Origin of the sequence: Streptomyces jumonjinensis, assembly GCF_009600885.1 — a bacterium.
Taxonomy (GTDB): domain Bacteria; phylum Actinomycetota; class Actinomycetes; order Streptomycetales; family Streptomycetaceae; genus Streptomyces; species Streptomyces jumonjinensis.
Genome location: NZ_VCLA01000157.1, coordinates 136,960 through 160,777 on the forward strand (window position 1 = coordinate 136,960; position 23,818 = coordinate 160,777).

Below are 23,818 nucleotides of genomic sequence, written 5' to 3' on the forward strand. Positions count from 1 at the left end.
TGCTTCAGCGGATGTGGACTGCGAGATACAGATCGCTACGGTTTCCCTCATTGTCCGGGTATCCCATTCCTGGCAGTACGAGGAACGTGCCCGAGCTGATGCCCGGTGCGAAGGTGATGCTGACTGACTGGGGTGTACCCGGGAGGTGACCGGAGCCTGAGCATGATCGGCAAAGCCCTGCAGCGGTCGTTCCCCGTCCGCTGCAGGCGGAACATGTCTCATGTTCGTTCGCCAGGAAAGCTATGGGTCCGCCTGACGCGGCTGCCGCGCGACCAAGGCGCAGTTCCTGGATGGCGGGGCCCTCATCGACGGGCACTCCGTTAAAGGCGTCTTTCAACCGTCCCCATAACGGCGGGCGCGGGGGTGCGGGGACAATCTCGAGAAACGTTGCCCTGTGCGTGGACTCGGTTTGAGGATCGACGAGCCGGGTGTTCTGGGGCGCCTTTAGACGTAGGACGTGCTCCGCGGCTGCGGCGATGTCAGCGAGGATTGCGGCGGGAAGCCAGGCCTGTGCTGGGTCTGGGGAAGGGATTTCCTGGAGAGCAGCGCTCAGCGGTGGGCGCCGATACGGATTCTTGTCGAGAAGTGCTGCCAGCAAGGCGGCGATGTGGGGGGAAAGGCCTGCGAGATCTGGCGGCTCGTGAACGGACCGGTATTGCACCTCTTCCCAGCGTCCCTGTCCGAAGGGGTGCCGCCCAGTCGCCGCGTAGGCAAGTACTGCTCCGAAGGCGAAGAGATCAGCGCGCTCGTCTGCTGTTGCGGTGGTGAGGTACTCGGGTGCCATGTAGCCGATCGTGCCGACGGCTTGGCCCACGTTGGTCAGGGCACTGTCGTTATGTGTGCGGGCGATACCAAAGTCGATCAGGTGTGGACCCGTGCGTGACAGCAGGACGTTGGCAGGTTTCAGGTCTCGGTGAACCGTGCCAGCCTCGTGAACGGTGTGCAGAGCGGTTCCCAGCTGGTGAGCTATACCTGCCCAAGCGGGTGTTCCCAATGGGCCGTGCCGGATGACCGCGTCAGCAAGCGTGGGGCCCGCGATGTATTCGGTAGCCAGCCATGGCTGGGCCGCATCCGTGTCCGCAGCAACGATCTTGACCAGTCCTGGTCCCGTCATTTCTTGCGCGACGCGAACTTCGCGCAAGAACCGGCGGCGGAACTCGCTGTCGCTCGCGTGCTCGGGGCGCACCACTTTGAGGGCAACCACGTCGCCCTGCGGCCCGCGACCGATGTAAACCACACCCATTCCGCCTTGACCAAGCCGGCCCAGGAGCTGGTAGCCGCCGAGCTCCACTGGGTCGTCCGTCAGTAGCTGCTGCACTCGTCCCCCATCTACATGGCCCACGCAGCATGCCACCCGCTGGTGTCCGCTTGGGCAAGCGACTTTACGGACTTCTTTCCGGTCGTAGCTACCCAGGCGACAGGAATACGACTGCTGCGGAACAAGTGCTCTCCGCCAGTACCCCTGCGCACCCAGGGCTGCTGTGACCCCTGCGCCCGGGGCTACGAGCCCAGCCCCGACACCTACTTCGCTTCCACGGCCCCGGTGACCCACCGGCTGGCCGCCTGATCAACGACCCTCCCGAAGGAGAAGTCACCGATGCTCAGCAGCCTCTTCGCCCGCCGTCCCGACGCGCAGGACCCGGCCTTGTGGACGCCGCCGGGAACGACCGTCGTCCAGCGCTACCGCAACAGCCTCGGGCCGCTGGAGGGCGCGATCGTCCTCGTCTACACCGCCGCCAGCGACCGCAGCTCCTACTACGCCGCCGCGTGCCTTGGCTGCACCTACCGCGCGGCCTGCAACGACCGCCGCGTCCGGCTGACGGAGACGGAAGCCGCCGAACTCGCCAACGTGCACGCCGCCAGCTTCCGTGCGATCAACCGAGGCGTCCCGGCGATCCCCGACGACACGAGCGCCGCGCAGATCGTGCGAAGCCGGCTGTGGAGCAAGCGCACCTACGGCACGTCGCCGCACCACGTGCACCTGATCGACTTCCATGAAGACCGCGTCGACCTCCAGCGCGACGACGACTTCATCAAGCAGGCGATGTTCGAGCTCGTGCGGACCGAAGGCGACTTCCTCCAGGCCGTGCCCGCGTACAGCGGCACCGGCACCCGGTTCCTGGTCCAGCCGCACCCGCCCCGGAAGTGACCCGGTGCGTACCCGCACCGCCGTGCTCCTGGCGGCCGCCGTCCCGGTCTCGGTCGGCACGGCGGCCGCCGTCGCGCTCAAGGCTGGCCACTGGCGGCTGTACGCCGACCGGCACCGCATCGCGCTCTCGCCTCGGCCCCGCCGCTCCTGCCCCGACTGCCGGGGCGAGGGCGGCTGATGGACCGACAGAGCCTTCCCCGACATGGAGGCGTGCAGCTGCTGGGCCGACCGGCGCGAGCTCCGCATCCGGCTCCTGCCCGTCCCGGCCTGGCCGGACGAACCGCCGTTCTGAAACAACCCCACCCCCGGCCACACAGGCCGGGGGCGGGACCGCCGGGTGACCGCAGCATCGGCAAGAGCCGGCCACCCACTCCTCCACCCTTTCGAGATCAGGAGAACCACAGCATGCCCCGTCTCACCACCGAGCGTTTGGCCCTCTTCGGCACCCTGCTGGCCACCTTCGGCGAGCTGCATCCTGCCTGTGATCACTGGGTCCAGGGCAGCAAGACGGCTTCGCGGAAGCGGCTGTACGGCGAGGACCTGGTCCACGCCGACGGCTCCCCCGCCACCCAGGACTCCACCCGCCCGACCATGACCACCAGCACCCTCGGCAGGCGCGCGGTCGCCTGCCACGTCGCCTCCTACACCGCCGTACAGCTCGGAGCGACCGTCGCGATCACCCGCGCGTTCGGCTACCGGATCACCCCGGCCGCGCTGCTCGCCGGCGCGGCCATCAACGCGTCGACGCACGCCGCGATCGACCGCGGGGCTTTACTGCTGTGGCTGGCGAAGAAGACGAACAAGACCGGCTACATCGAGCACTGCCAGGCCGCCCGCGTCGACGACGACGGCAAGGCCACCTCGGAGCTCACCGGGCCGGGCAGCGCGTGGATGGAGCTGGACGTTCTCTGCACCAAGTCGGCCAGCGCTGTGCGTCGGCGCGAGAAGTCAATCCTGCGCGAGCTGGAGCTGTCCGAGGGAGCACTCATCGGCGAGCCACTCATCGGCCTCATGGTCGGCGATGAGGTCGCGCAGTCCCGCCTGCAGCTCAAGTGCCAGGCGATCACAGGCGGCTGTGAACGTCCGCAGGTCGTCGGCGCTGGCCAGCAGGGTCAAAAGCTGGAGGACCTGGCCACTGTGGTCACGCGGGATGCTCAAGAGATCGGCGGCTGCCAGGACCGTGCCGCTGACAAGGTCCCGGCTGGGGAAGCGCTGCAAGGCGCCGTAAACGGCTTGGTGGGCGCCGTAGTCCTCCTCCGCGCGCAGCGAGGCGATCAGGGTGCGCACCGTGCGGGGGCCCTCGGTGCCATCAACCATGTCCGCAAGCGCAACGTATCGGTCGTAGCGGCGCCCGGCCTCGTCGTCGGAGACGGAGGTGTTGCTGTCCTGGACAAGGTCGCCCGTGGCCAGCAGCTCTTGCCGCCATGCATCGAAGTCACCGAACGGCATAACTGCTCCCCCTCGTGGTTGCCCGCAGGGCCGGCGGCGGGCTCGATCTGGGACATTACCGAGGACTCGTTCTGCGGTCTTCTGGCGGGTGCTCGATGACGAGCATCGAGCAGGTCACGGTGCTGGCGACGTTCGGGACGGTGTGGGCGGTGCTCTCCGTGGGCCACAACCTCGCGGATCACGTGTTCGGGCAGAGCGACCGCCAGGCCGCGAACAAGGGGGCGCCGTCGGCGACGGACGTCGCCGACGGCGTGAGCCCGAGAAAGGGCTGGGGTGCCTGTCTGGAGCACGTTGCCCAGTACCACTTGGTGATGGCCGTGATGCTGGCGTTGGTCTGGGCCGTCCTCCCGCTCCAGATGTCCTGGACCGGCCTGGCGGCCGGCCTTGCCGTCTCGGCGGTGACGCACGCGTTCTTCGATCGCCGGTGGCCGGTGCGCTGGCTGTTGCAGCACACCGGCTCGCCGGACTTCGCGGAGCTGAGGACGGCCGGGATGAACGGTATGTATCTGACCGATCAGGCCCTGCACCAGACCGCTCTGCTGGTGTCCGCACTGCTGATCACCCTGGTGTGAGCGGGGGCCGAGGATGAGGAAGTCCCAGGTCAACGGTCCCGGTTCGCTGGAATCGGCTGGTCTGCTCTCGTTTACTGCGGAGGAAGTTGAGCGTCAGGTCGATTCCTTCCCTGCACCGGGCCACCGGCGTCGGCGCCGCCGCCGTCACCACCTGACTCACCACCCGCCCCGGCGGCCGCCGGTGAGCCGCACCCGGCTGGAACGCGTCCGCGCAGCGGTCGGCATCGCCTCCCTGGCTCTCCAGCAGATCGAGGACGACCTCAGCGCCGACGACGTCGACGAGGAGGAGCTCGCCGCGATCCTGCGCGAGCTCATCGAGTACACCGACCCGCCCGGCGGCTTCATCCCGGCCTTGGCGCAGTTGGTCACCGTCGCCGCGCGCCGCGCCGAGCAGATCGAGCCCGACCGCGACGGCGACGCCTCCTGCCCGCTGCACGAAGCCGCCGCCTTCCTCACCGACAACGCCGGGCAGCGCCTCATCTGGGCTGCCCGCGCCCTTCACCCGCAAGGGGACATCTGACATGGCGAGCGCGAAGGCAACGACCCTGCCCCGGGGGCAGTGCGCGCAGTGCTGGTACCACGCGTACGCCAGCCGCGAGGCGCACGCCGGGCTCGGCCCGCGTGAGGACTGCCCGCAGTGCGTGGAGCACATGGCCAACGGCCACCCCGATCACATGATCGTCCTCTGACGACGCTGCGCGAAGCCGCCGCCCCGCCACTCCAACCGGACCACCCGGCCTGCACCGAACCCCCGTTCTGAGCACCGTCACCCCCCGGGCGGCCACACCACACGGTGCGGTCGCCCGGATCCGTCTGCCTGAAGGGAGAACCTCCATGGCCACCACGATCCCCACCGTGGACAAGAACCTGGACGCCGCCCGCGCGGCGGTCGTCGCCGAGATCGCCCGCACCGACAGCAAGGCGAGCCTCTTACTGGCCTTCGACGGCGTCCTGATCGCCGGACTCATCGGACTCGCCGACAAGAGCCTGCCCACGCCCGTCAAGATCTTCGGCACGCTGGCCGTCCTGGCCCTCGGTATCGCCGTCGTGCTCCTTCTCCTGGTCGTCCGGCCCTGCCTGAGCGGAGCCGACCGGGCCTCCTTCCCCTTCTGGGCCACCCTCGACGAGGACCAGATCCGCGCTCGGATGCAGACCGACACCCGCCCCGCCAGCATCCGAGTCCTCTCGGTCATCGCCCTCGCCAAGTTCACCCGCCTGCGGCGCGCCATCGACCTCAGCCTCACCGCCCTGGCCCTCCTCGCCCTGGCAGCCGCCAGCACCCTCGCCTGACTCCGGATACGGACTCCACGCGTCACCCGGACTCGATGTCCGCAGCCCGCCGGAACCACACGGGCTCACCCAAAACCACCAAACCCAACAGGAGGTGATGACGCATGAGCGTCATCGGCAAGACAGAAGGCATCGACCACGGCACCCTCCGCGGCTACCGCCAGCACCGCTACCGCAAGGTCGACACCACCGAGGAATGCGGCTGCCTGAAAGCGCTGCGCGACGAGAACGCGAAGAAGACCGCCGCCCGCACGACCGACAGCAGCCCGGGTCGGAACGCGCGGCAGCAGTGGAACGGCGGCGCGCTGCGGGGCACCTCCCGCCGCGAGGCAAACCTGCCCACCGGCGCGGACTGCCCCACCACGCACTGCGGCCAGGACGCCGCTGGCCACTCCCCCGGACCGCGCGGCTGGGTCCGCGTCCACGTCGCCGGATCCGCCGAGCCCGCCCGCGACTACTGCTCCGGCAGCTGCGCCACCTACGGCATCGCGCTGGCCGAGCTCCGCATGGCCGCCTGATCCCCCACTGACGCTCAACACGTCGGCCTGCCACGTCGCGTCCTACACCGCCGTGCAGCTCGGGGCGACCATCGGCGTCACCGCGCTGCTCGCCGGCGCGGCCATCAACGCCTCCACGCACGCCGCGATCGACCGCGGCGCGCTGCTGCTGTGGCTCGCCCGGAAGGCCAAGAAGACCGGCTACATCGAGCACTGCCAGGCGCTCCGCCGCGACGACGCACCCGACAACGTCCACCCCCTGCAGAAGCTCTGACCCGGACGCTCCGCCTGGCCCTCGCCCACCCCGCCCCGGCGCGGCGGGCGAGGACCGGACAGGCCGCCCGGCCCGCCCGCTGGCAACCGGCCCGATCCCGAAGGGACTCCCTATGAAGGCCCGACTGCCCTGGACCTCCCGCGCGGACCGCGCCCGCTGGCGTACGGCCCGCACTCTCGACGACCTCGGGCGACTGACCGCCGACTGGCTGGAGGGCGGACTCGCCCACCACCTCGGCTACCCGGACGGTCCCGACCCGGAGACCGCACCCCTCGTACCCGTGCTCGCCCGCCTCAACCGCTTGGGCCTGGTCACGGTCAGCAGCCAGCCGGGGCATGCCCCCGAGGCTGGCTGGGACGGTGCCGTCTACGCCCAGCGGGCTGCCGTCGACGGCTGGACCACGGACCGGGCTCTCCTCGGCGCGCTGATCAGAACGGCCCGGGACCACGACCTCCACATCATCGTCCACCCGCCCGGGCTCCCGGTCGACCGCGGGCGGGTCCCGGTCACCTGCCGGTGGGACGCCGTCACCGGCTGACCAGCACACGTTGTTCTGGGTCCATCCGACCAGCCGCGGGCGCACCTCCACGGGGCGGTGCCGGGGCTGGGCAGGCCGTCCGGTCTGCACCACGCTGCACCGGCCCGTGCTGTCCGGTGCCCTGTCTCGCGTCTGTGCGGAGAGCCGGGATCGCTCAGCCAGACGCAGGCCGCTGGATTATCCCCTGCATACCGACCATCAGAGCCTTGCGAGACTTGCGGAAGCTACGGCGTGCCTGGGCACAAGCGGAATCGTCAAAGATCGCTCCGTCGGCGACCGCGTCCCGGTACACAGTCAGCTCGTAGGAGGCTTCGTCTGCGAGCTGTGCCACGTCAGCCGGTGCGATCAGCTCCAGCAGGTACTTTTTGGCGTAGACGTTCTGACCGGCGAAGCTCGCGCGAGCGAGCTGGGCCCTGTCCGAAGCGGCTGTGTCCACTTCCCGGCTCGCCAGTGAGATACCGTCGCGTGCGTTCGTCAACGCCTCGAGGAGCTCGACGCAGCGTGTCTCCAGCCGTTCCCGGTCGATCTCAGAGGTATCCCGGCGCCACCGTATCCGGTCCCCAACCAGGGTGCTGCCAACCCCGATCAGCGCACCCAGCCCCGTCGCCAGCAGAGTGGTCCAGTCCATGAGCGCAGCTTAGGCCGGGGGTGCTGCGTAGCACACACCGTGCCGAGGATCTGACCGCATTGGCTGGGTGCCGGGCGCGTAACTCGGGCTACCTCTTCTGGCCTGCCTCGATCGTGAATGCGGCTACGAGACAAACCACTCCCGCGGCCATCGAGCCGAAGAAGGCCCCGTCGAAGAGCAGGCTGTTCGCGCCCCCAACTGTGCCGTTCTCATGACTGCAAGATTTCTCGAACGGGAAGCTGGCGGTGTGCAGATCTTCGCAGCGGTTTTGTAGATCCTCGTTCAGCACACTCGCTTTGACCCAAGAGAGTCCCCATACGAGGAAGAAGATCCCGGCGAAGGCGCACACGGCTCCCCATAGCCGGTTGAGTCGGGCATCGCATGTCCCGGTCCTTGTCATGCGGCGGAGCGTACTGCGGCGTCCTGACAGCGACTCAAAGTTCTGAAAGCCGGGACGATTGCGAGAGGGACCAGCGAGGCCCACTCACTCCGCTTCGCGCATTCCGTCACCCCACGAGCCGTACTCCGTCGGTTCCCCAAAGACCGCTGCCGGGGCCAGCAGCTGGTCCGAGCGGCCGAACCGGACGCCTGTCTCGCCCGTGTGGGCCTGGGCTGCTGCCTGGAGTGCCACGACGGCGCCCCCGCGGCCCCCTCCACCTACATACATCCCCCGGCCAAACACCTGCTGGCCGCCTGAACCCGAGAGGACCACCGACCATGAGCACCAGCTCCTCTGCCTTCACCGAGCCCGACCGCCCCACCGACCTCCAGATCCGGTTCCTCACCATCGGCGGCAGCTACGTCGACGTCACCGGCCCCGGCCACTCCTCCGACAAACACCGCTGGGACTGCCACGGCTGCAAGGACACCTCGCGGTACCCGGAGGAGAACCACCTGTGGGACATCCGCGAGAAGGCCAACACACACGCCAGCCTCTGCCGCGCGATCCCGCTGACGTGACCCCCCGCCGCCTGTGCGCCGCCCTGCTGCGGGCCGGAGAACGGCTGTGAACGGCACGGGTGTTAGTTTCCTTCCCGTGTTGGAACACCAGGACGAGACCAGGGCGGCCTACGACGGGGTCGTCGAGCTGTCTGCCTCGATGTTCGCTAATCGGTTGGAGACGCAGCCGTTCGCACGGAACGTGATCGCCACCTTCGCCGAGCTCGTGCGTGGCACGGGGAGCCTGCGGGCAGCCGACGTCGGGTGCGGACCCGGTCATCTGACCGCCATGCTGCACGACTTGGGGCTGGACGCCTTCGGGCTCGACCTCTCCCCGGCCATGGTCGACCACGCCCGGCGGGCCCATCCGGCGCTGCGGTTCGACGAAGCGCGAATGGAGGCCCTGCCGGTCGAGGACGGCGCGCTCGGCGGAGTGCTGGCCCACTACTCGGTGATCCATACCCCACCTGGGGAATTGCCCGCGCTGCTCGCTGAGCAGGTGCGTGTCCTGGCCCCAGGGGGCCTGCTCCTGGTGTCCTTCTTCGGGACCGAGGGACCGGAGCCGGTCCGCTTCGACCACAAGGTGACGCCCGCCTACAGCTGGCCGGCGGAGCAGTTTGCCGAGTTGCTGGCCGGGGCCGGGCTCGTCACGGTGGCTCGGCTGCTCCACGACCCGGCCTCCGAGCGGGGCTTCCTCGACACCCATTTGCTGGCCCGCCGCCCGTAGAGCGTTGCCTGTGGCCTGGGGAGGGGTAATGCCCCTCCTCTCTGACCGAGTCGCGGTGCGCAGGCACTCTCCACGACCGCCGACACGCGGGAGCGGCCCGAGGCGTGCTGCTGCTCGCTTCTGCGCATTCGTCAACGAATGCGCAGAGCCGACGGATCAGGCTCAGGTAGGAGGGGGTGGGATCCGCAGCGCGCTGCATATGGGGCGCGTCCTGGAGCCACCGTCGCCACAAGCCGGCCGACTCCAGGAAGCGCGCGGAATGGTCGCCTCTCAGATTCAGGTCAAGGAACACGAGAGCGCCCATTGCTGCGGCCTGGTCGTAGGCGAGGTCGGGGCGGCGAAGATAACGATCAAGGTAGGCGGCGAGCAGATCAGCGTCACGCGGCGTGCCGAAACTGGACAGGGCCACGCAATAGGCCAGCCCGGCACAGCAGACCTCGCTGGTCAGCAGGAGGCCCCCCATGCGCTCCCGAAACTCGGTCCGGCGGGAGACGGCCACAAGCCACGCGGCGGTTCTCCGCTCCCGCCAGCCGCCCTCAAGGAGGGTGGCGATCTCCTGCGCGGTGATGGCTCCCGCGTCTTCGCCGAGGGTTCGCACGAAGCGGTCGTACTCAGGACTTTGCATACGCAGCAAGGCACCGCTGAGCTTCATATAGCGGCGCTCGGGCGTGACATAGCGGCGAACCAGGGCCAGCAGTTCGGCATCCTCGTGGGCATGGCGTATCACAGGTCCGATCCTGGCTCGCTGGTGCGCAACTCGGCTAGGCTTTTTTGACGCCACGCCGCTCGTCCGCGGGACGGGGTGACGACTGTGCGCCGCCCGGATCGAGTGCTGCGGGGCCGGCGTTTTGCGTGGCTGTGCCGGATTGCCCTGACGAAGCCCAGGATCCCGTTGACGCTTGCGAAGGAAGCTGCGCTGGAGAAGGCGACGGCAGCACGCCCGGTGTGCCCCGGTCCCTGTGGCCGACGCTCTTTCCACTCCTTATCGTGGTTGGTTCAGCATCATGAATTGCTCGTGACTGTCCTGGTGTCAGTGTTCCCAGTAGTCACGCTGCGGTAGTTCAACCCATATGTCGGGTGGTCCCACGACAGCGCGTGCGTCGGTCAGCCGCAGTTCTGCGAAGGCACAGGCGTACGCGACCGCGTTGTGCCGGTAGAGGTAGGAGGCCAGGACTTCTCCGGGGGTGCCGTCCGGGTCCGGTGCGCCGCCCGGGTGGAGGTCCCAGCCTTCGATGCCCCCGTTTTGGACGATGCTGCCCTGGTTGCCGCTCTTGGGGTTGGCGTACAGGCCGTAGCAGACGGTGCCAGCGGACAGCCGGGTCAGTACACCCGGCATCTGCGGCGCGTACCCCCATGGCTGGGTGACGACGCACCCGCCCGGCACGGTGGTCACGCCGACGACCCGCAGGCTTTCGTCCGGGTCGTACGCGTACGGATCCTCGATCAATTCCTCCAGCTCCTCACCTCTGGCTGGAGTCGCCTCCAAGCGGCGCACCGCCTCCTCGGCGTTGATCCCGGTCACGCACGCCAGACCCGTGCCCTCGTAGTGGATGCCTCCCAGCGCGGCGACGAGCCGTCTGCCCTCCTGCGCCGCCGTGCGTTCCGCCTCGCTCAGCCCGCGCTCTCCTTCAGGCATCACGAACAGGTCCGGTGTCGGCCCGGCCAGGCTGAGCCGCCCCGGTGACCAGCCGCCGATCAAGGGCCGCCAGGGATCCGCTCCGGCTGCTTCGAGGGCCCGCGCGTTGTCCGGTCGGTCGGACAGGACGGCTTCCCACAGCGCCGTCGTCCCGTCCTCAAGCGCGTCCACATCCGCAACACGTCGAGCCATCTCCGTGACTACCGCCGTTGAGCCGAAGCCTGCCGCCCGGTGCAAGGGCCGCCCTCCGCCCCACACCTCTGGATCTGCACCCTGATCGAGCCGCCGCCGGATGCCGCCGTGGTCCTGCCAGTCCTCCCAGCCCGCACCCGCCCAGCCGTCATCGTGAATCGTCACCGTGCCCCCTTCAACCCCCAACTGGCCAACTCCGTCCACCGCTCCGTGCGCACACCATCGCAGACAGGTCTGACAACGCCCGGGGGCAGCCAGTCACCGCACGCGCCCGTAGCAATCAGATGACCCTGACGGTTCTCCAACGCCTCCTCGGGGTCAGCTCTTTCACGGCCGAACGGTGGACCGCGGGAGCCGTCAGGGCCTCCCACGCAGCCGAGGCCGCCCACCGATCAGACGGATGAGAGTCATGACGCAGAAAGGAGCTGGAAGACCCCTACCCACGGAAAGTCGCCTGTCTTGTGAAATGCACGAACGCTCCAGCGTCCTGCCGGCACAGAAATCAGGGCCTGCTCTGGCAAGCCTCCCTGCTCCCGGTGCTCCACGGCCAGGTCAGCTCCCGCTACAGCAGAATCCAGGAGAACCGCTGCTCCGTCGGTCTCCCAGACCCCACAGCCTTCCCACTCGGTTGCGGGATCGTCCAAGACGGCCTTGGCCGCTTCAAGGAACTCGGCATCAGAGTCGGCGGCGAGCCATCGCAGGAAGACGTTCTGCTCAGAGAGGTAGCAGGTCGTGGCGGGCTCGTCGGCTAGCACCAACCCGGAACCCTCAAGGCCTACATCGATAATCCCAGCCCAGCCTTCCACGTCACATGCACGGTCGTAGTCGTCGGGAACCTCAGTGCCCCCGACGATCACTCCGTCTTTCGTGCAGCCGCCCCACTGGTTCAGCGCAGAGACGGGGATAACGATCAACGGGCCACCCATCGACTGCACCCAAGCGAGATCGGCATGGACGTGACGAGAGGCGTTGCGGGATGCGGTCATGTGGTCAGTCTGCCCTTGTTCACTGACAACGCCTGAGGCGCTATTCCGCACACGGGGGCGCCTGCGGCTACCCGGCTGGGAGCTCGACTGGCCCGCCGCGACGTCCGTCCGCCGGCCCCCGACCCGACCCCGGCCGCGAGCGCCATGTGGTCCAGCCACTACGAGCCCTGGACCGAGCCGGTCACCCCCGACCAGCAGCAGCGCAACCGCGAGCTCCTCGCGCAGCACACGCGCCGCCCCACCAAGACCCTGGCGGAGGCCAGCTGATGAATCCCCAGACGCACCTCGCCGTCATCGACGGCTACGTCGACGCCATCCCGGCCCCCGGCACCAGGTGGGGCACCGCCCGCTTCGACCTGATCCGCTCCCCCGCCGACCCAGACGCCGTCGCGCCCGACACCCCGGACACCGTGTACGCCTGCACCACCCAAGACCCGCGCATCGCCGATCTACTGCTGTCCGAGATCCAGCCCGGCGACCTCCTGCGCGTCACCGGCACCATCGTCCAGCCCGACGCCCCGACCGCCCCGGCCCACGTCAGCGTCGATGCTCTGGAAGTCCTACAGGCAGCGCCGGCCCCCGTGCTGCTTGACCTCGTGCTGGAGCGCTGGGGCAACTACGCGGCGGTGTTCGACGCCGACCGCGACGCCGTTCCTGTGTTCACCACATCCGGCCAGTGGGTCGGCGAAGCCACCAGCCCCGACGCGGTCGCTGCCCTCATCGACACCTACGAGAACGGCGGCACGCAATAGCGACCGCCCTCCCCATGCAGCGCACCGTCCTGGAGCGGTTCCCCGCCAGCCCCCTGCAGCTCCTGGCCCGCCGACGAATACCCCGCCGCCCAGCGAGCCCAGGGCACGCCCGGTCGTGATGGACCTGGCGAGCGACCAGTTCCTTGTGGTCGCCAACGCCACTGCCCAGTAGCCCTCGAACACATAGAGCGCCGTGCCCGCCTTCCGCGCGGCACGGCGATGTCTGGCACGACACCTTCACAGAGAGGATGAAGATGCTCTTCCTCGTCCGCCACGCCGAATCCATCGAGAACGCCACCAAATACAGCGGCTTCTACGAGAACCCCCGTCCGTGGACCGGGCCGGCCGCGCATGCGCTGTCCCGGGACGTTGTCGGCTTGACGCCCCGTGGCTTCCTCCAGTGCCTGTGGCTGCGGCAGACGCTGCGGGACCTGACCGGCCCTGACCCGGCGGTCCGCACCTTGCAGTACCGCCGCGCCCTCGACACCGCCGTGCTCGCTCTGCCCGGCCTGTCCTACGAGGTGACCGCGCTCCTCAACGAGCAGCACTACGGCGCGGCCACCTACATGACCAGACAAGAGCTGTACGCCACCTACCCCGAGGGGACGGAGGACCGGCAGACCCGCAAGCACCTGTGGACGCCTCCCGGCACCGGCGGAGAGTCCCTGGCCTGCGGTGTCCTGCGGCGGGCCACGGTGTTCGTCGACGGCCTGCGCACCGCGCCGACGGCGGATGTCGTGGCGTTCACGCACCACACTGCGATCCTCGCGCTGCGCGCGGTCCTGGAGCGCCGGCCGGTGACCGACCTGGTCGACGAGGCCCGTGTGCGCAAGACACCCAACGCCGCCGTCCTGGTCTACGAACAGGTCGACGGCCTGTTCCACGCCCGCGGCATCATCCAGCCGGACTTCTGAGGAGGCCGCGGCCATGAATGTCCTGTACCTCAACGGGCCCGTGCAGAACGGCCCCTTCACCATCGCCGAACGGCCCGGCAAAGCGGCCGGCATCCGCGCGGCCGAAGCCCTCAACGCCCTCCTTGGCACCGGGCCGGTCCCGCATCTGTGGAACACCGTCACTCTGGCCGGAGACCTGCGCCACCGTGACGCCCCCGACCGGGACACGGTCGACCGGCAGGAGCGGGAGGAACGCGCGATCGCCGCCAAGTACGCACCGGGCGCGGCCCCGGCCGGTGGGATTCTCACCGACACCGCGCCCTTCGTGGCCGCCCTCGCGCTGGAGATGACCGAACGCCTCCTGCAGGAAGGCGCTCTGGCCCTCACTCCCACTGCGGTCCATCTCTGCGCCCGCTGCGATCACATGACCGACTCCGTCGCCCACGCCTGCCGGGCATGCGGGCACCAGGGCTCCCGGCCTCACACCCGGCGGTTGCTGGTCTGGGACCGTGCCCCGGGTACACCGGTGCTCGCGCGGGATGACTTCCACGCCCACCACGCGCGGCCACCGGGACATCTGCTGGCCATCGCCCACAATGTCCCGGAGCGGCTGATCCTGTCCCGCACCCGCGACCACGGCATCAGCCTCGCGCCACTCGGGCTCGACGGCCTGGTCCTGGACCCGCGGGCCGGCGTGCACGTCGCCGTGCTGGCCGCGGCTGTCCGGTCCAATGCCGGGCGGCCGGTGATGACGGTCACCGAGAACGCCGCGGCGAACGTCGCCGCTTACGGGGCCCCATTCCGGCGGCACAACGGAACGCGGCTGCGGTACGCACTGCACGGACGCATCCCGTACGACGACACCGCAGCGCTGCAACGGCTGTGCGAGGTGCACCACGTCAGCCCAGCGCTACGAGAGCTGTTCCTCTCCTGGTTCCTGCCCCTGTGCTCCCTGCACATCCGGGCGGGCATCACCCCGGCACAGCTCCCGGCCCTGCTGAAATTCTGGCGCCGCGCCCACCTGGCCCGGCCGGATACACCCGGGCGTGACGTCCTCGCCGAACTGCGGCGCAGCGTCGCGGCGGGTGATATGCGCTGGGTGATGGACATCCGGACCCTGTCCCAGGCCATCCCCGAGTACCCGATCCCCCACGGTTCCGCAGAGGAGCCGGAAGGAGCGAGCTGATGAACGAGAACAACTGGCAGTTCGTCAAGAAGCGGACTGCCGCCGACGGCGCGGTGTACGTCTCCGCCGACGGAACGCGCTACCGGCGCACGGGTGGACCCGAGCTCCAGGCGGAGGCGGAATTCCAGCGCCGGATCGCGGACCTGGACTACCCGGTCCCGCACGTCCTGGAGGAGGGCGTCACCGACGACGGCCACTACTACGTCGTGGAGAAGTCGCTGGGCGACCAGACCCTCCACGACCGGGCGATGGCGTCCCTGGACGGCGGCCGCGACCTGCACGACGACGTCGCCGACACCGCCGCGCAGGTCGCCGCCCGGCTGCTGCGCGCCCAGGCCGGCCACCTCGTCCAGCCCACGCCCGGCTCACTGCGGCAGTGGATGGACAGCGCCGGGTTCACCCAGAACGTCTTCCAGGAGAACCCCGACCTGGACAACACCCGCACGCACACCGCGCTCGAGCACGCGCTGCACCGCCTGGGCACGGTTCCGCTGGTGCAGGGCCACCTCGACTACGGCCTGCCCAACGTCCTGCCGGCCGGAGTCATCGACTGGCAGCACCACGGCCTGGTGCCCCTCGGATACGACGTCCTCCCGGCCCTGGAAATCATCGCCTTCAAGGGCGGCAACAAGGGCTACACCGCGAGCCCCGGCCAGCGGCGCCGCTACCTCGCCGCGCTGGACGACGCGAGCCTGAACGCAACCGGACAGCCGGCCAGCCAGAACCTGGGCGCCTACCTGCTCGTCAAGGCCCTGTTCTTCCTCGCCCTGATGCGGCCCACCGACCCCTCCCGCACGGACAAGCACCTGAAGTGGGAGTACCGCCGTCACCTCTTCACGAAGGGACTTGAGCAGTATGAGCGCACCGGGACGGTCGATACCGCCCTCTTCCCCGCCCTCGAACAGTTCGCTGCTGGGCACCGCGCTGGCGACCATCCGTGACCGCGACTACCTCCTGGACCGCGCAGGGGTGATCTTCAAAGTCATCGGCGACGTCCATCCCGGCACGCACTTCCTCGGGTACGTCAAGTACTACCCGGATGCCCGCGGCGACCGGGTGCTGTACGGCCGGACGTACCGGCAGAACAGCGTCGTGTCCAAAGCGTTCGGGATTCTCGCCGACCGGCCCGAGTGCTACCTCTACTCCCCCGCTGTGGGGTGCGTCATCACCGGCGTGCCCCGCGAGGACATCGTCACCCACTACTCTTGCCGCCAGACCCTCGCCGCCCTGCACCAGGAGCCCGGCCTCCTGGAGCAAACGGCGGTCAGCGAGGACCTGCTCGCCATCGTCAACTGGATCGTCGCGGCCGGCGCTGCGGACGTCATCGGCGTGACCGGGTCCTTTCTGGTCGGTGCCTGCAACGCCCGCTCCGACATCGATCTGGTCTGCTACGGGCCGCGTGGCTACGAGGCGGCGCAGGCACTGTTCGCCGAACGCGGTCTCATCCACCCGTACGAGGGCGAGACACTCACCCGGCTGTACGTGCGGCGCGCCAAGTACATGGTGGGAGGAAGCTTCGACGCGCTCATGCGCCAGGAGGCCCGCAAACTGCAGGGCCTGACAGCCGGTGCTGGGGCGCACATCAACTGTGAGCCGCTGAGGGCCGACGGCGACAAGACGTTCGCCGCAGTGGTCGCCAAAGAGGTAGGGGCGATCTCCGTCCTCGCCCGGATCACGGATCACTCCGAGGGCCTGGTCACCCCGGCGCTCTACGGAATCGAGGTGGACACGGTCACCGAGTCAACGGTCGACGAACCGTCCGTGTTCGCCCGCCGGATCACCCACCTTCGCAGCTACCTCGGTGCGTACACCGGGGCGTTCCGCACCGGCGACGTCGTCTACCTGTCCGGCCGGTTGGTCCACATCCAAGGACCCGACGCACACAGCGGCTTCGGCATCGAGCTGACCCCGTGGTCGGCAGCCGAGTCCTTCCTCGCCAACCTGACCCGCTGAGCCATCCCTACGGCGTCCATGGCCCGCGTTCACGGTTGCTGAAGTACCCAGGGCACCGACGCCAGGGTCGTGATGGACCTCGGCAGCGACCATTTCCTCGTGGTCACCGACACCACCACCCACTAGCCCGCCCAACCGAGAGGCGCACATGACTGAGACGTTCGAGACCATCCGCTACACCGCCGATGTGGTGGCTCTGACGCCCGGCGGCGACGTCCTGCTGATCGAGCGTGGCTGGCCGCCGCACGAGGGGGCGTGGGCGCTAACTGGAGTACGAGCGGGTTCCTACTGAGTGCTGAAGCGGTACGTCGTTCCATCTCAGCTGGTAGGAGGCTCGCTGGGCTCGATGAGAGGGCTTCTCGGATTTTAGGCTGTTCTCCTGAATTTCAGGAGTTGCTGCTGTAATTTCCCTGTCCATGGCAGATCTCAGGACGCGCGCGCTCTCCCTCGTTCCGCCGCTCAGCGAACCGTCTTCCGCAGACGGGGAGTTGCCGAGTGACGAGCCGGGTCTGAGGGATGTCCTGTCGCTGCAGCGCAGGTACGCCGACGGGGCCGACCGGGAGGACGAGCAGCTGTTCTTCATGGACACGCTGGTCGAGTACCAGTGGGCGCGAGATGTGGCGGGTCTGGCGTCCTCGACGCTGGACGGGCTGACGAAGCCGGTGATCGAGGTGTGCGACCACTACGGTGTCGTGCCGTGGCGGCTGTCGCCTCGTCATGTCGATGCCTACTTCGCCGGGGTCGGCAAGCGCCAGGCGCCCACTATCCGATCGAAGCTGAACCGGATCGATCACTTCTTCGCGTTCCTGGAGCAGCGCTATGCGCACGAGATCTTCCGGCGGTTCGGGGCGACGGTCGAGTCGCCGATCGATCCGTTCAACCGGCATGCACACCGAGGCGACTTTGGCCTGCGGGTGCCGCCGTCAGCGCGGGCGGTGGGCGAGTTCTTCACCGGTTGGCGGCGGGAGCTGGCACACGCCCGCAAGGAGGCGGTGGCGTGCAGGGACTACGTGATGGCGAAGCTGATCTACATCTCCGGGGTACGCGCTTCGGAGCTGTGCCAGATGCGTATGAAGGACCTGCACTGGGAGGCGGGCGACTTCGGGCGGTTCGTCGTCCAGGGCAAGGGCGCCCGAGGATCGGGGCCGCGGCAGCGTGAGGCGTTCCTGTTCGCTGAGGGTCGTGAGCTGCTGTGGTGGTACGTGGAGGAGGTGCGCGGGTTGTTCTCGGACGACCCGGAGCACCCTGAGTCGCCGGTTTGGCCCTCGGAGCGCCTGGCCCGAGATCTCGGAGGCGAGCCGAGTCCGGTGGGGCCGACGGTGACGACGTCGACGTTGCGAAAGGCGCTGGTGCGGGCCTCGGCGGCTCACCTGTCGGGTCCGGTCGAGCGGATCTTTCCGCATCTACTTCGGCACGCTTGTGCCACGCACCGCTACGAGGCGGGGATGTCGCTGTGGGAGGTGCAGAAGTTGCTTGGTCATGATTGGACGACAACCACGGTTCGGTACATTTTGTCTGCTCAGGGTGATCCGGAGATGGCGAGCCGGCGCTCGTCGGCTCGGGCATCACAGCGGTTGCGCGCGGACGCGGGGGGTCTGTCGTGAAGTGGAACTTGCGGTGGGCGGCGGCCAACCGGGGCATCTGGCGGCCTAGCGAGTTGATGCCCGTGTTCGAAGAAGTCGGGTTCACTCCGTCGCTCTCGAAGGTCTCCGCGCTGTGGTCGGGTACGCCGGTGACAGTGCGGCTGGAGGACCTCGACCTGATCTGCGCCGCGCTGCAGTGCACGGTCGCGGACCTTCTGGTCGCCGAGCCCGTGGCCCGGAAGGCTCCGGCAGTCCAAGGTGAGGAACTGGCGAGGGCCGCGGGAGAGCTGCCGCGGCCGGTGCCACGTCGGCCGAGCGGAGCGGGGCGGCCGAGGTCGCTCCCGCCGAACTGAGATGGCCCGATCACGCATACGCCTTCCTTCGCTGGGGCAGTGCACGGGCTGTCTCGGCTGGGGAGCGCGAGCGCAACCGCCGTTCTGTTCCCCGTGCCACCAGTGGCGCTCCAAGCGTTACCACCCGGCAGCCGAGTGCAGACGCTGCAAGCGGCTGTGGCGGGTCAACAAGGACGGCTTCTGCCGCGCATGCGTCGTGGCGATCACCGAGTACGACGCGGCCTGGTACTACGAGCCGGTCCAGGCCGCACGCCAGCCGGTGTGGACGCAGCTCTCTTTCTGCCTGCCGACATCCATCCGGCGGCCCGCGGCGCCCACCGGCACCTACCGGCTGCAGACCGACGGCCGCTACCACGCACCTGGCTGGGCGCGCGCCCAGCGTCCGGCCGGCGTCCTGGACGATGGGCGTGTCTGCCCGCCGGCAGTACGCGGACAGATGGCCATGTTCTCCGCGCCCTACCGACTGCTGGAACACCACGCCGTCTTGCTCCGAGACCGGCTCCAGGGCGATCTGGAACGACTGAAACCGCTGATCAACGAAGTACAGACCGAACACCGCCTGAGCCGTACCTGGCGCGTCAGTGCCATGGATGCCTTGGCTCTTGCTCTGGCGGCCCGCGACGCCGCAGGTCAAGACCTGGTCGATGCCACCATCCTTGAGGCCCTGCCTCACCGGCCCTCCGGAGTCGCTGCGGTCCTGAACAAGGCCGGGTTGCTGGCGCCTGATATCGAGCACGGGGTGGCCGTGCTGCCGCACGCCCAGCGTGCCCGCCCCCAATCTCAGCCACGAAGCTGTGATGACTGCCTTTCGTGGGGACGAAACCAGATATGCGAAGCCTGTAGGTACTGGCGTCACACATACGCTGACCAGCGAGGGTGTTGCAGTCGGTGTGGCGCCGGGCCGCTTCCCCTGCGGAACGGTCGATGCCGCGACTGCACTCGACAGCGTCGTCAGCTGGGACCTGACACCGACGCCTCTACCTGGCGACAACTACGCTTTGCCGGACCGTCCTTGGCGAACGACAGCGCGACCCGTCGCGAGCTCCTCGCGGATCGCCCGGAGCTCAGTCCGCCAGCCGTACTTGAAGGTCAGGCGACGATCTTCGAGGTTGAGCGGGACTGGCGCCCGCTTGCTGGAACCGTGCTGCCGGCCCCGCTGCCGCCGGTGAAGTCCCTGCTGGCGGACTTCGCCCGGTACACCACCGAGAACCGCTGGAACCGGTCAGTTCACGAGTCCAGTGCTCGGGTTCTACGAGTGGCCGCCACCTGGCTGGGTGCCGACACCGTATTCCGCGAGGACGATCTTCAGGCGCTGCACCGCGTGTTCGGCAGCCTGGGACGCATTCGCGGGCTTGTCGCCTTCCTGGATCAACGTGGACAGCTCGTCACCTCGTCGCCGCGGCGCAGCGGCGACGAGGCTTTCGTCCAGCGCACCATCGCCGCCCTCCCTCCACGAATCAGCGACGAAATCGGCACGTGGGTCGGGGTCTTGCGTGGCGCTAGCAGGTCCCACCACCGCGTCACCGACTACGCCACCCTGCGCCGCTACCTCATCTACCTGGCCAAGCCACTCACCGACTGGACCACCCGCTACACCACCTTGCGCCAGGTGACGCAGGCCGACGTCACGACCGCTGTCACTGCAGTCAAAGGCCCACGCGCCCACGAGCGCGCAGTGGCGGCCCGGTCGCTCTTTCGAGCCCTAAAACACGCCAAGCTCGTCTTCGTCGACCCCACCCGTGGCCTCCGCATCACCCGTCAGGAACTGCTGCCCACAACCCTGGCCCCCGACCGGCTGGCCGGGCTCTTGGAGACCAGCTCCAACCCCGCTACCCGCCTAGTTCTCGCCCTGGTCGCCCTCCACGCAACCAGCGGCACTGACCTGCGCAACCTCGTCCTCTCCGACGTGCTGCTTACCCGACAGCAACTTCTGATCCGCCGCCCCCACGGCCGTCACGTCGTCCACCTCGACGACACCACAGCCGCCCTACTGCATGCCTGGCTCCGCTACCGCCATCACCGTTGGCCACGCACCGTCAACTCACACCTTCTGCTCACTCAACAGACGGCCAACTCGACCGATCCGATCTCTGCGGACTACGTCTCCAGACGCTTCAATCCCGCTGGTCTGACTCTGCGCGCAGTTCGCGCCGACAGGATCCTGGACGAGGCCCGCGAGACCGAAGATCCCGTCCACCTCGTCCGTGTCTTCGGAATCTCCATCACCACTGCCATGAAATACATCCACACGGCCCACCCCCACCGCGGCGGCACCATCCCTGGGTGTGTCTGAAAGATCGTGTAAGTCCATGATGTGACAGTCTGGCCTGGGGCTCGGCCTCGGGCTCTCGGGCCGGGCGGATCGGACGAGTCATGGCAGACAAGACAGAACCAGTCACCTCGGTGGCGGCCGGAGACACGATGGTCGACGACGTCGTCGAGCGGCTGCTCGATCAGGCTGATGCCTCGGGGGCGGCCCTGCTCGGCGAGGGCGGGCTGCTGACGGAGATCACCAGGGCCGTGCTGGAACGGGCTCTGGAGGCCGAGATGAGCGAACACCTCGGCTATGAACGCGGAGATCCGGCAGGTCACGGGTCGGGGAACTCCCGCAACGGGACCTCGCCCAAGACGGTCCTGACCGATGCCGGCGCGGTCACTTTGGCAGTGCCGCGGGACCGCAACGGCGAGTTCGAACCACGTCTGGTCCCGAAGAACGCCCGCCGGCTAGCCGGGTTCAACGACCGGATCCTCTCCCTCTACGCCCGGGGAATGAGCGTGCGCGACATCCGCTCCCACCTGGCCCGGATCTATGGCGTCGAGGTCAGCCCCGACCTGATCAGCAAGGTCACCGACGCGGTGGTCGAGGAGCTGGTGACCTGGCAGAACCGGCCCCTCGACGCCGTCTGGCCGATCATCTACATCGACGCGCTGTGGGTGAAGATCCGCTCGGGTTCGGTGACCTCGAAGCCGGTCTACCTGGCCGTCGGCGTGGACATGGACGGCCGCAAGGACGTCCTGGGTCTGTGGGTCGGAGCCGAGGGCGAGGGCGCCACCACCTGGATGGCCGTCCTGTCCGAACTGCGGAACCGGGGCATCGAGGACGTCTGCATCGTCGCCTGCGACGGCCTGAAGGGCCTGCCCGACGCGGTCACCGCGACCTGGCCCAAGGCCACCGTCCAGACCTGCGTGATCCACCTGACCAGAGCCTCGCTCAGACTCTCCTCGGTACGGGACCACCCCAAGCTGGTTCCGGCTCTCAAGGCCATCTACACGGCCCCGACGGAGCAGGCGGCAGAACAGGCCCTCGATGCACTTGAGACCTCTGACCTGGGTGAACGCTACCCAGCCGTGGTCCGGGCCTGGCGAGCTGCCTGGCCTGAGTTCACGCCCTACCTGGCGTTCCCGCCGGCCATAAGGACGGTGGTCTACTCCACGAACATGGTCGAATCGATCAACGCGAGGCTCCGCAAGGCCACCCGCAACCGCGGTCACTTCCCCTCGGAACAGGCCGCGTTGAAGGTCCTCTACCTCGCGGTCCGAGAACAGATCAACCCGACAGCGCGCGACAAGAACCACGTCGCCGCACACTGGAAAGAGGCACTGAACCAGTTCTCACTGTTCTTCGAGGACCGGCTCAGCATCCAATGACACCAACCGACTTACACAAGATCCCTGACACGTCCCATCCCTGCGGGCGCGGCTCGTTCAGATACATGCCGGTGAAGGCGCCGTCGAATCCGGTGGCGCGGGCCGCGTCTTCCAGGCTCGGGTAGACGGGACCGGTGGTGCTGCCGCCGGTCATGACGTCGAAGTCGGCACGGGTGAGTTCAGGCTCGGGCCACTGGTGTGCGCAGCGGCAGCGGATGCTGATCTGGTTGCCATCGCAGATGATCATCCAGTCGCGGCGGGCTGAGCAGTTGGGACACATGACGACGAGGCCAGTGATGAAGAGTTCCTCGGGGTGGTCGACGCTGCGGATGCGGATGCGGACGCCGTCGGGGTGAATCTCCTGCTGGAGGCGGAGGAGGGGGTCGCCGCCGGAGGCCGGCACCGGGGCAGGGGCAGGGGCAGGGGCCGGGGCCGGGGCCGGGGCAGGCTGCTGAGTGGTGGTTCTGGGCTGCTGGTCAGTGTGGCTGTGGATCACGGTTCTCCTCCAGGGCTCGCTTCTTCGAGCCATAGCAGTGGGGCTGGTGGGAGTCCAGAGGTTTGTACTGGTCAGCGGCGTGACCGTCGCTGACCTGACGGGGTCGGGGTGGTGTACGTGACGACCGCAGTGGGCTTCGGGGCCCGAGGGCGGGCGGGCGCCGGGCCGGTGGCCGGCTTCGGGATGGTGGGGAGGCCGGCGGTGTGGCGGATGCGCCAGATGAGGACGTCGTTGACGTTCTCGGCAGTGTCGAGTTCGCGCTGTTCGACCACGGTCTTGAGGAGGGCGGCGGGGTCGTGGCCGGCGTGCCGGGCCTGGTCGAGGGTGGCGAGGAGGGCGTCCCAGCCGGGCTCATGCCGGAGGCGGGCGGCCTGTTCCGGAAGAGCGCCGACGATCGTGGCCGTGTGCTGGTGGCGTACGGGTTCGGGGAGGCGGCGGGCGTGGTCGTGCATCGCCCTCAACGGCGGAGCGGCAGCAGCCTGGTAGGCGGTACGAAGGTGCTGGGCGGCCTGGCGTGCGGCGGCTGCTTGTTGGGCGTGGCCGTGGGCGGAGTGCCAGCGGGCGGCGGCGAGGGTGACGAGGACGAGGGTGGAGAGCACCATGGCGGTGGTGCCGCCGTCCTCGCCCCGTCCGAGCGCGTCCCCGGCGCGGAGGACTCCGCGGGCGGCAGACCGAAGAGCGCGGTGGTCGGCTCGGGCGGCGCGTTCGTGGGTACGGGTGGCGCGTTCGAAGGCACGCGCCGCCTGGGACAGTTCCCGGCGGGTGGTGGCCGGGGCCGTCTTGGCGAGGGCGTCGAGGAGTTCCCCGGTGCCGACGAGCTGGGCGACGACCGTGCCGTCGTCGTCCTGGTCGAGGGCGGTGGCGGCCCGGATGACGGGGGTGACGGCGTTGCGGCGTGCGGCGGCCGGGCGGGGCCGGGGTTCGTCCTCCGTGTCCAGGGCACTGGTTTCCAGGCGATGGCGGATTTTCGGGAGGGAGAGGTCGGGGGCGAGTTTGGAGCCGGAGAACCAGACGGGCTCGCCTGCCCGGTTGCGGTCGGCGGGGAGGGCGACCTTGTAGCCGAGGGTGTCCCCGGAC

27 protein-coding genes and 4 pseudogenes are annotated in these 23,818 nt (G+C 68.8%); 23 read left to right on the forward strand and 8 right to left on the reverse strand.

Features of this window, described 5'->3' with window-relative positions:
• Positions 1 to 4 precede the first annotated feature (4 nt).
• Positions 5 to 1,318, reverse strand: a complete 1,314-nt coding sequence (locus FF041_RS22155) for a serine/threonine-protein kinase (protein ID WP_153524402.1) — start codon at positions 1,316 to 1,318, stop codon at positions 5 to 7.
• Positions 1,319 to 1,597: 279 nt separating this feature from the next.
• On the opposite strand from FF041_RS22155, the gene FF041_RS22160 reads away from it, so the two are divergent.
• From FF041_RS22160 to FF041_RS22205, 10 genes and pseudogenes are all read left to right on the forward strand, one after another.
• The gene (locus FF041_RS22160; protein WP_153524403.1) at positions 1,598 to 2,149 is read left to right on the forward strand and encodes a hypothetical protein; all 552 of its coding nucleotides are present in this window, start codon (positions 1,598 to 1,600) and stop codon (positions 2,147 to 2,149) included.
• A 4-nt stretch (positions 2,150 to 2,153) separates the two neighbouring features.
• Positions 2,154 to 2,441, forward strand: a pseudogene (locus FF041_RS22165) (hypothetical protein).
• A gap of 113 nt (positions 2,442 to 2,554) precedes the next feature.
• A complete protein-coding gene (locus tag FF041_RS22170) occupies positions 2,555 to 3,697 on the forward strand; it encodes a hypothetical protein (protein ID WP_153524404.1) in 1,143 nt (380 codons plus the stop codon).
• Positions 3,694 to 4,170 (forward strand): hypothetical protein, encoded by a 477-nt coding sequence (locus FF041_RS22175; RefSeq protein WP_228388500.1) that lies wholly within the window; start codon positions 3,694 to 3,696, stop codon positions 4,168 to 4,170. Before FF041_RS22170 ends, FF041_RS22175 begins: the two co-directional genes overlap by 4 nt.
• Positions 4,171 to 4,351: 181 nt before the next feature.
• The gene (locus FF041_RS38045; protein WP_323392390.1) at positions 4,352 to 4,690 is read left to right on the forward strand and encodes a hypothetical protein; all 339 of its coding nucleotides are present in this window, start codon (positions 4,352 to 4,354) and stop codon (positions 4,688 to 4,690) included.
• A gap of 1 nt (position 4,691) precedes the next feature.
• Positions 4,692 to 4,859, forward strand: a complete 168-nt coding sequence (locus FF041_RS22185; protein ID WP_153524405.1) for a pRL2-8 — start codon at positions 4,692 to 4,694, stop codon at positions 4,857 to 4,859.
• A 145-nt stretch (positions 4,860 to 5,004) separates the two neighbouring features.
• On the forward strand, positions 5,005 to 5,460 hold the full coding sequence (locus tag FF041_RS22190; protein WP_153524406.1) for a Pycsar system effector family protein: 456 nt from the start codon (positions 5,005 to 5,007) through the stop codon (positions 5,458 to 5,460).
• 104 nt (positions 5,461 to 5,564) lie between these two features.
• Positions 5,565 to 5,978 carry a hypothetical protein gene (locus tag FF041_RS22195; RefSeq protein ID WP_153524407.1) on the forward strand — a complete coding sequence of 138 codons (414 nt, stop codon included), beginning with the start codon at positions 5,565 to 5,567 and terminating at the stop codon, positions 5,976 to 5,978.
• 52 nt (positions 5,979 to 6,030) lie between these two features.
• Positions 6,031 to 6,231, forward strand: a complete 201-nt coding sequence (locus FF041_RS22200) for a hypothetical protein (RefSeq protein ID WP_153524408.1) — start codon at positions 6,031 to 6,033, stop codon at positions 6,229 to 6,231.
• A 112-nt stretch (positions 6,232 to 6,343) separates the two neighbouring features.
• On the forward strand, positions 6,344 to 6,769 hold the full coding sequence (locus FF041_RS22205; RefSeq protein WP_153524409.1) for a DUF6919 domain-containing protein: 426 nt from the start codon (positions 6,344 to 6,346) through the stop codon (positions 6,767 to 6,769).
• 154 nt (positions 6,770 to 6,923) lie between these two features.
• On the opposite strand, the gene FF041_RS22210 is transcribed toward FF041_RS22205, so the two are convergent.
• A complete protein-coding gene (locus tag FF041_RS22210) occupies positions 6,924 to 7,397 on the reverse strand; it encodes a hypothetical protein (protein WP_153524410.1) in 474 nt (157 codons plus the stop codon).
• Between the two features lie 88 nt (positions 7,398 to 7,485).
• The gene (locus FF041_RS22215) at positions 7,486 to 7,746 is read right to left on the reverse strand and encodes a hypothetical protein (RefSeq protein ID WP_153524411.1); all 261 of its coding nucleotides are present in this window, start codon (positions 7,744 to 7,746) and stop codon (positions 7,486 to 7,488) included.
• Positions 7,747 to 8,114: 368 nt separating this feature from the next.
• Here FF041_RS22215 and FF041_RS22220 point away from each other — a divergent pair, with 368 nt between their 5' ends.
• Both FF041_RS22220 and FF041_RS22225 read left to right on the forward strand, forming a co-directional pair.
• Positions 8,115 to 8,357, forward strand: a complete 243-nt coding sequence (locus tag FF041_RS22220) for a hypothetical protein (RefSeq protein ID WP_153524412.1) — start codon at positions 8,115 to 8,117, stop codon at positions 8,355 to 8,357.
• Positions 8,358 to 8,433: 76 nt separating this feature from the next.
• Positions 8,434 to 9,063, forward strand: a complete 630-nt coding sequence (locus FF041_RS22225) for a class I SAM-dependent methyltransferase (RefSeq protein WP_323392393.1) — start codon at positions 8,434 to 8,436, stop codon at positions 9,061 to 9,063.
• A gap of 115 nt (positions 9,064 to 9,178) precedes the next feature.
• On the opposite strand, the pseudogene FF041_RS39230 reads toward FF041_RS22225, so the two are convergent.
• The 3 genes and pseudogenes from FF041_RS39230 to FF041_RS22240 form a co-directional block, all read right to left on the reverse strand.
• Positions 9,179 to 9,790 (reverse strand): annotated as a pseudogene (locus tag FF041_RS39230) (DUF6000 family protein); the annotation flags it as partial.
• Between the two features lie 303 nt (positions 9,791 to 10,093).
• The gene (locus FF041_RS22235; RefSeq protein ID WP_228388502.1) at positions 10,094 to 10,891 is read right to left on the reverse strand and encodes a DUF6461 domain-containing protein; all 798 of its coding nucleotides are present in this window, start codon (positions 10,889 to 10,891) and stop codon (positions 10,094 to 10,096) included.
• A gap of 407 nt (positions 10,892 to 11,298) precedes the next feature.
• Positions 11,299 to 11,877 (reverse strand): Imm21 family immunity protein, encoded by a 579-nt coding sequence (locus FF041_RS22240; protein ID WP_228388503.1) that lies wholly within the window; start codon positions 11,875 to 11,877, stop codon positions 11,299 to 11,301.
• 144 nt (positions 11,878 to 12,021) lie between these two features.
• Here FF041_RS22240 and FF041_RS40120 point away from each other — a divergent pair, with 144 nt between their 5' ends.
• From FF041_RS40120 to FF041_RS22290, 11 genes and pseudogenes are all read left to right on the forward strand, one after another.
• Positions 12,022 to 12,144 carry a hypothetical protein gene (locus tag FF041_RS40120; RefSeq protein WP_267133216.1) on the forward strand — a complete coding sequence of 41 codons (123 nt, stop codon included), beginning with the start codon at positions 12,022 to 12,024 and terminating at the stop codon, positions 12,142 to 12,144.
• Positions 12,144 to 12,629, forward strand: a complete 486-nt coding sequence (locus FF041_RS22245) for a hypothetical protein (protein ID WP_153524415.1) — start codon at positions 12,144 to 12,146, stop codon at positions 12,627 to 12,629. The genes FF041_RS40120 and FF041_RS22245 overlap by 1 nt, the downstream gene beginning before the upstream one ends.
• A 248-nt stretch (positions 12,630 to 12,877) precedes the next feature.
• Positions 12,878 to 13,543, forward strand: coding sequence for a histidine phosphatase family protein (locus FF041_RS22250; RefSeq protein ID WP_153524416.1), 666 nt, complete (start codon positions 12,878 to 12,880; stop codon positions 13,541 to 13,543).
• A gap of 13 nt (positions 13,544 to 13,556) precedes the next feature.
• Entirely contained in the window at positions 13,557 to 14,708 is a 1,152-nt protein-coding gene (locus tag FF041_RS22255; protein WP_153524417.1) for a hypothetical protein, read from the forward strand.
• Positions 14,708 to 15,649, forward strand: a complete 942-nt coding sequence (locus FF041_RS22260; RefSeq protein WP_153524418.1) for a phosphotransferase — start codon at positions 14,708 to 14,710, stop codon at positions 15,647 to 15,649. Before FF041_RS22255 ends, FF041_RS22260 begins: the two co-directional genes overlap by 1 nt.
• The gene (locus tag FF041_RS22265) at positions 15,564 to 16,661 is read left to right on the forward strand and encodes a hypothetical protein (protein ID WP_228388504.1); all 1,098 of its coding nucleotides are present in this window, start codon (positions 15,564 to 15,566) and stop codon (positions 16,659 to 16,661) included. The genes FF041_RS22260 and FF041_RS22265 overlap by 86 nt, the downstream gene beginning before the upstream one ends.
• Before the next feature lie 148 nt (positions 16,662 to 16,809).
• A pseudogene (locus FF041_RS22270) lies at positions 16,810 to 16,932 on the forward strand (NUDIX hydrolase); the annotation flags it as partial.
• 145 nt (positions 16,933 to 17,077) lie between these two features.
• Positions 17,078 to 18,265, forward strand: a complete 1,188-nt coding sequence (locus tag FF041_RS22275) for a tyrosine-type recombinase/integrase (RefSeq protein ID WP_153524419.1) — start codon at positions 17,078 to 17,080, stop codon at positions 18,263 to 18,265.
• Complete coding sequence (locus tag FF041_RS22280) at positions 18,262 to 18,597, forward strand: helix-turn-helix domain-containing protein (RefSeq protein WP_323392396.1); 336 nt, start codon at positions 18,262 to 18,264, stop codon at positions 18,595 to 18,597. Before FF041_RS22275 ends, FF041_RS22280 begins: the two co-directional genes overlap by 4 nt.
• Before the next feature lie 196 nt (positions 18,598 to 18,793).
• Positions 18,794 to 20,890 (forward strand): hypothetical protein, encoded by a 2,097-nt coding sequence (locus FF041_RS22285; protein WP_153524420.1) that lies wholly within the window; start codon positions 18,794 to 18,796, stop codon positions 20,888 to 20,890.
• 80 nt (positions 20,891 to 20,970) lie between these two features.
• On the forward strand, positions 20,971 to 22,245 hold the full coding sequence (locus tag FF041_RS22290) for an IS256 family transposase (protein ID WP_153524421.1): 1,275 nt from the start codon (positions 20,971 to 20,973) through the stop codon (positions 22,243 to 22,245).
• On the opposite strand, the gene FF041_RS22295 is transcribed toward FF041_RS22290, so the two are convergent.
• Both FF041_RS22295 and FF041_RS22300 read right to left on the reverse strand, forming a co-directional pair.
• The gene (locus tag FF041_RS22295) at positions 22,232 to 22,648 is read right to left on the reverse strand and encodes a hypothetical protein (protein ID WP_228388506.1); all 417 of its coding nucleotides are present in this window, start codon (positions 22,646 to 22,648) and stop codon (positions 22,232 to 22,234) included. The genes FF041_RS22290 and FF041_RS22295 overlap by 14 nt on opposite strands.
• Before the next feature lie 164 nt (positions 22,649 to 22,812).
• Positions 22,813 to 23,818: pseudogene (locus tag FF041_RS22300) on the reverse strand (mobilization protein); the annotation flags it as partial.

What these genes read in the sequence shown, in the direction of transcription:
- FF041_RS22160 (WP_153524403.1), top strand. Translation starts at nt 1,598, where the DNA reads ATGCTCAGCAGCCTCTTCGCCCGCCGTCCCGACGCGCAGGACCCGGCC.
- FF041_RS22170 (WP_153524404.1), top strand. Translation starts at nt 2,555, where the DNA reads ATGCCCCGTCTCACCACCGAGCGTTTGGCCCTCTTCGGCACCCTGCTG.
- FF041_RS22175 (WP_228388500.1), top strand. Translation starts at nt 3,694, where the DNA reads ATGACGAGCATCGAGCAGGTCACGGTGCTGGCGACGTTCGGGACGGTG.
- FF041_RS22185 (WP_153524405.1), top strand. Translation starts at nt 4,692, where the DNA reads ATGGCGAGCGCGAAGGCAACGACCCTGCCCCGGGGGCAGTGCGCGCAG.
- FF041_RS22190 (WP_153524406.1), top strand. Translation starts at nt 5,005, where the DNA reads ATGGCCACCACGATCCCCACCGTGGACAAGAACCTGGACGCCGCCCGC.
- FF041_RS22195 (WP_153524407.1), top strand. Translation starts at nt 5,565, where the DNA reads ATGAGCGTCATCGGCAAGACAGAAGGCATCGACCACGGCACCCTCCGC.
- FF041_RS22205 (WP_153524409.1), top strand. Translation starts at nt 6,344, where the DNA reads ATGAAGGCCCGACTGCCCTGGACCTCCCGCGCGGACCGCGCCCGCTGG.
- FF041_RS22210 (WP_153524410.1), bottom strand. Translation starts at nt 7,397, where the DNA reads ATGGACTGGACCACTCTGCTGGCGACGGGGCTGGGTGCGCTGATCGGG.
- FF041_RS22220 (WP_153524412.1), top strand. Translation starts at nt 8,115, where the DNA reads ATGAGCACCAGCTCCTCTGCCTTCACCGAGCCCGACCGCCCCACCGAC.
- FF041_RS22235 (WP_228388502.1), bottom strand. Translation starts at nt 10,891, where the DNA reads ATGGCTCGACGTGTTGCGGATGTGGACGCGCTTGAGGACGGGACGACG.
- FF041_RS22240 (WP_228388503.1), bottom strand. Translation starts at nt 11,877, where the DNA reads ATGACCGCATCCCGCAACGCCTCTCGTCACGTCCATGCCGATCTCGCT.
- FF041_RS40120 (WP_267133216.1), top strand. Translation starts at nt 12,022, where the DNA reads ATGTGGTCCAGCCACTACGAGCCCTGGACCGAGCCGGTCACCCCCGAC.
- FF041_RS22245 (WP_153524415.1), top strand. Translation starts at nt 12,144, where the DNA reads ATGAATCCCCAGACGCACCTCGCCGTCATCGACGGCTACGTCGACGCC.
- FF041_RS22250 (WP_153524416.1), top strand. Translation starts at nt 12,878, where the DNA reads ATGAAGATGCTCTTCCTCGTCCGCCACGCCGAATCCATCGAGAACGCC.
- FF041_RS22255 (WP_153524417.1), top strand. Translation starts at nt 13,557, where the DNA reads ATGAATGTCCTGTACCTCAACGGGCCCGTGCAGAACGGCCCCTTCACC.
- FF041_RS22260 (WP_153524418.1), top strand. Translation starts at nt 14,708, where the DNA reads ATGAACGAGAACAACTGGCAGTTCGTCAAGAAGCGGACTGCCGCCGAC.
- FF041_RS22265 (WP_228388504.1), top strand. Translation starts at nt 15,564, where the DNA reads ATGAGCGCACCGGGACGGTCGATACCGCCCTCTTCCCCGCCCTCGAAC.
- FF041_RS22275 (WP_153524419.1), top strand. Translation starts at nt 17,078, where the DNA reads ATGGCAGATCTCAGGACGCGCGCGCTCTCCCTCGTTCCGCCGCTCAGC.
- FF041_RS22290 (WP_153524421.1), top strand. Translation starts at nt 20,971, where the DNA reads ATGGCAGACAAGACAGAACCAGTCACCTCGGTGGCGGCCGGAGACACG.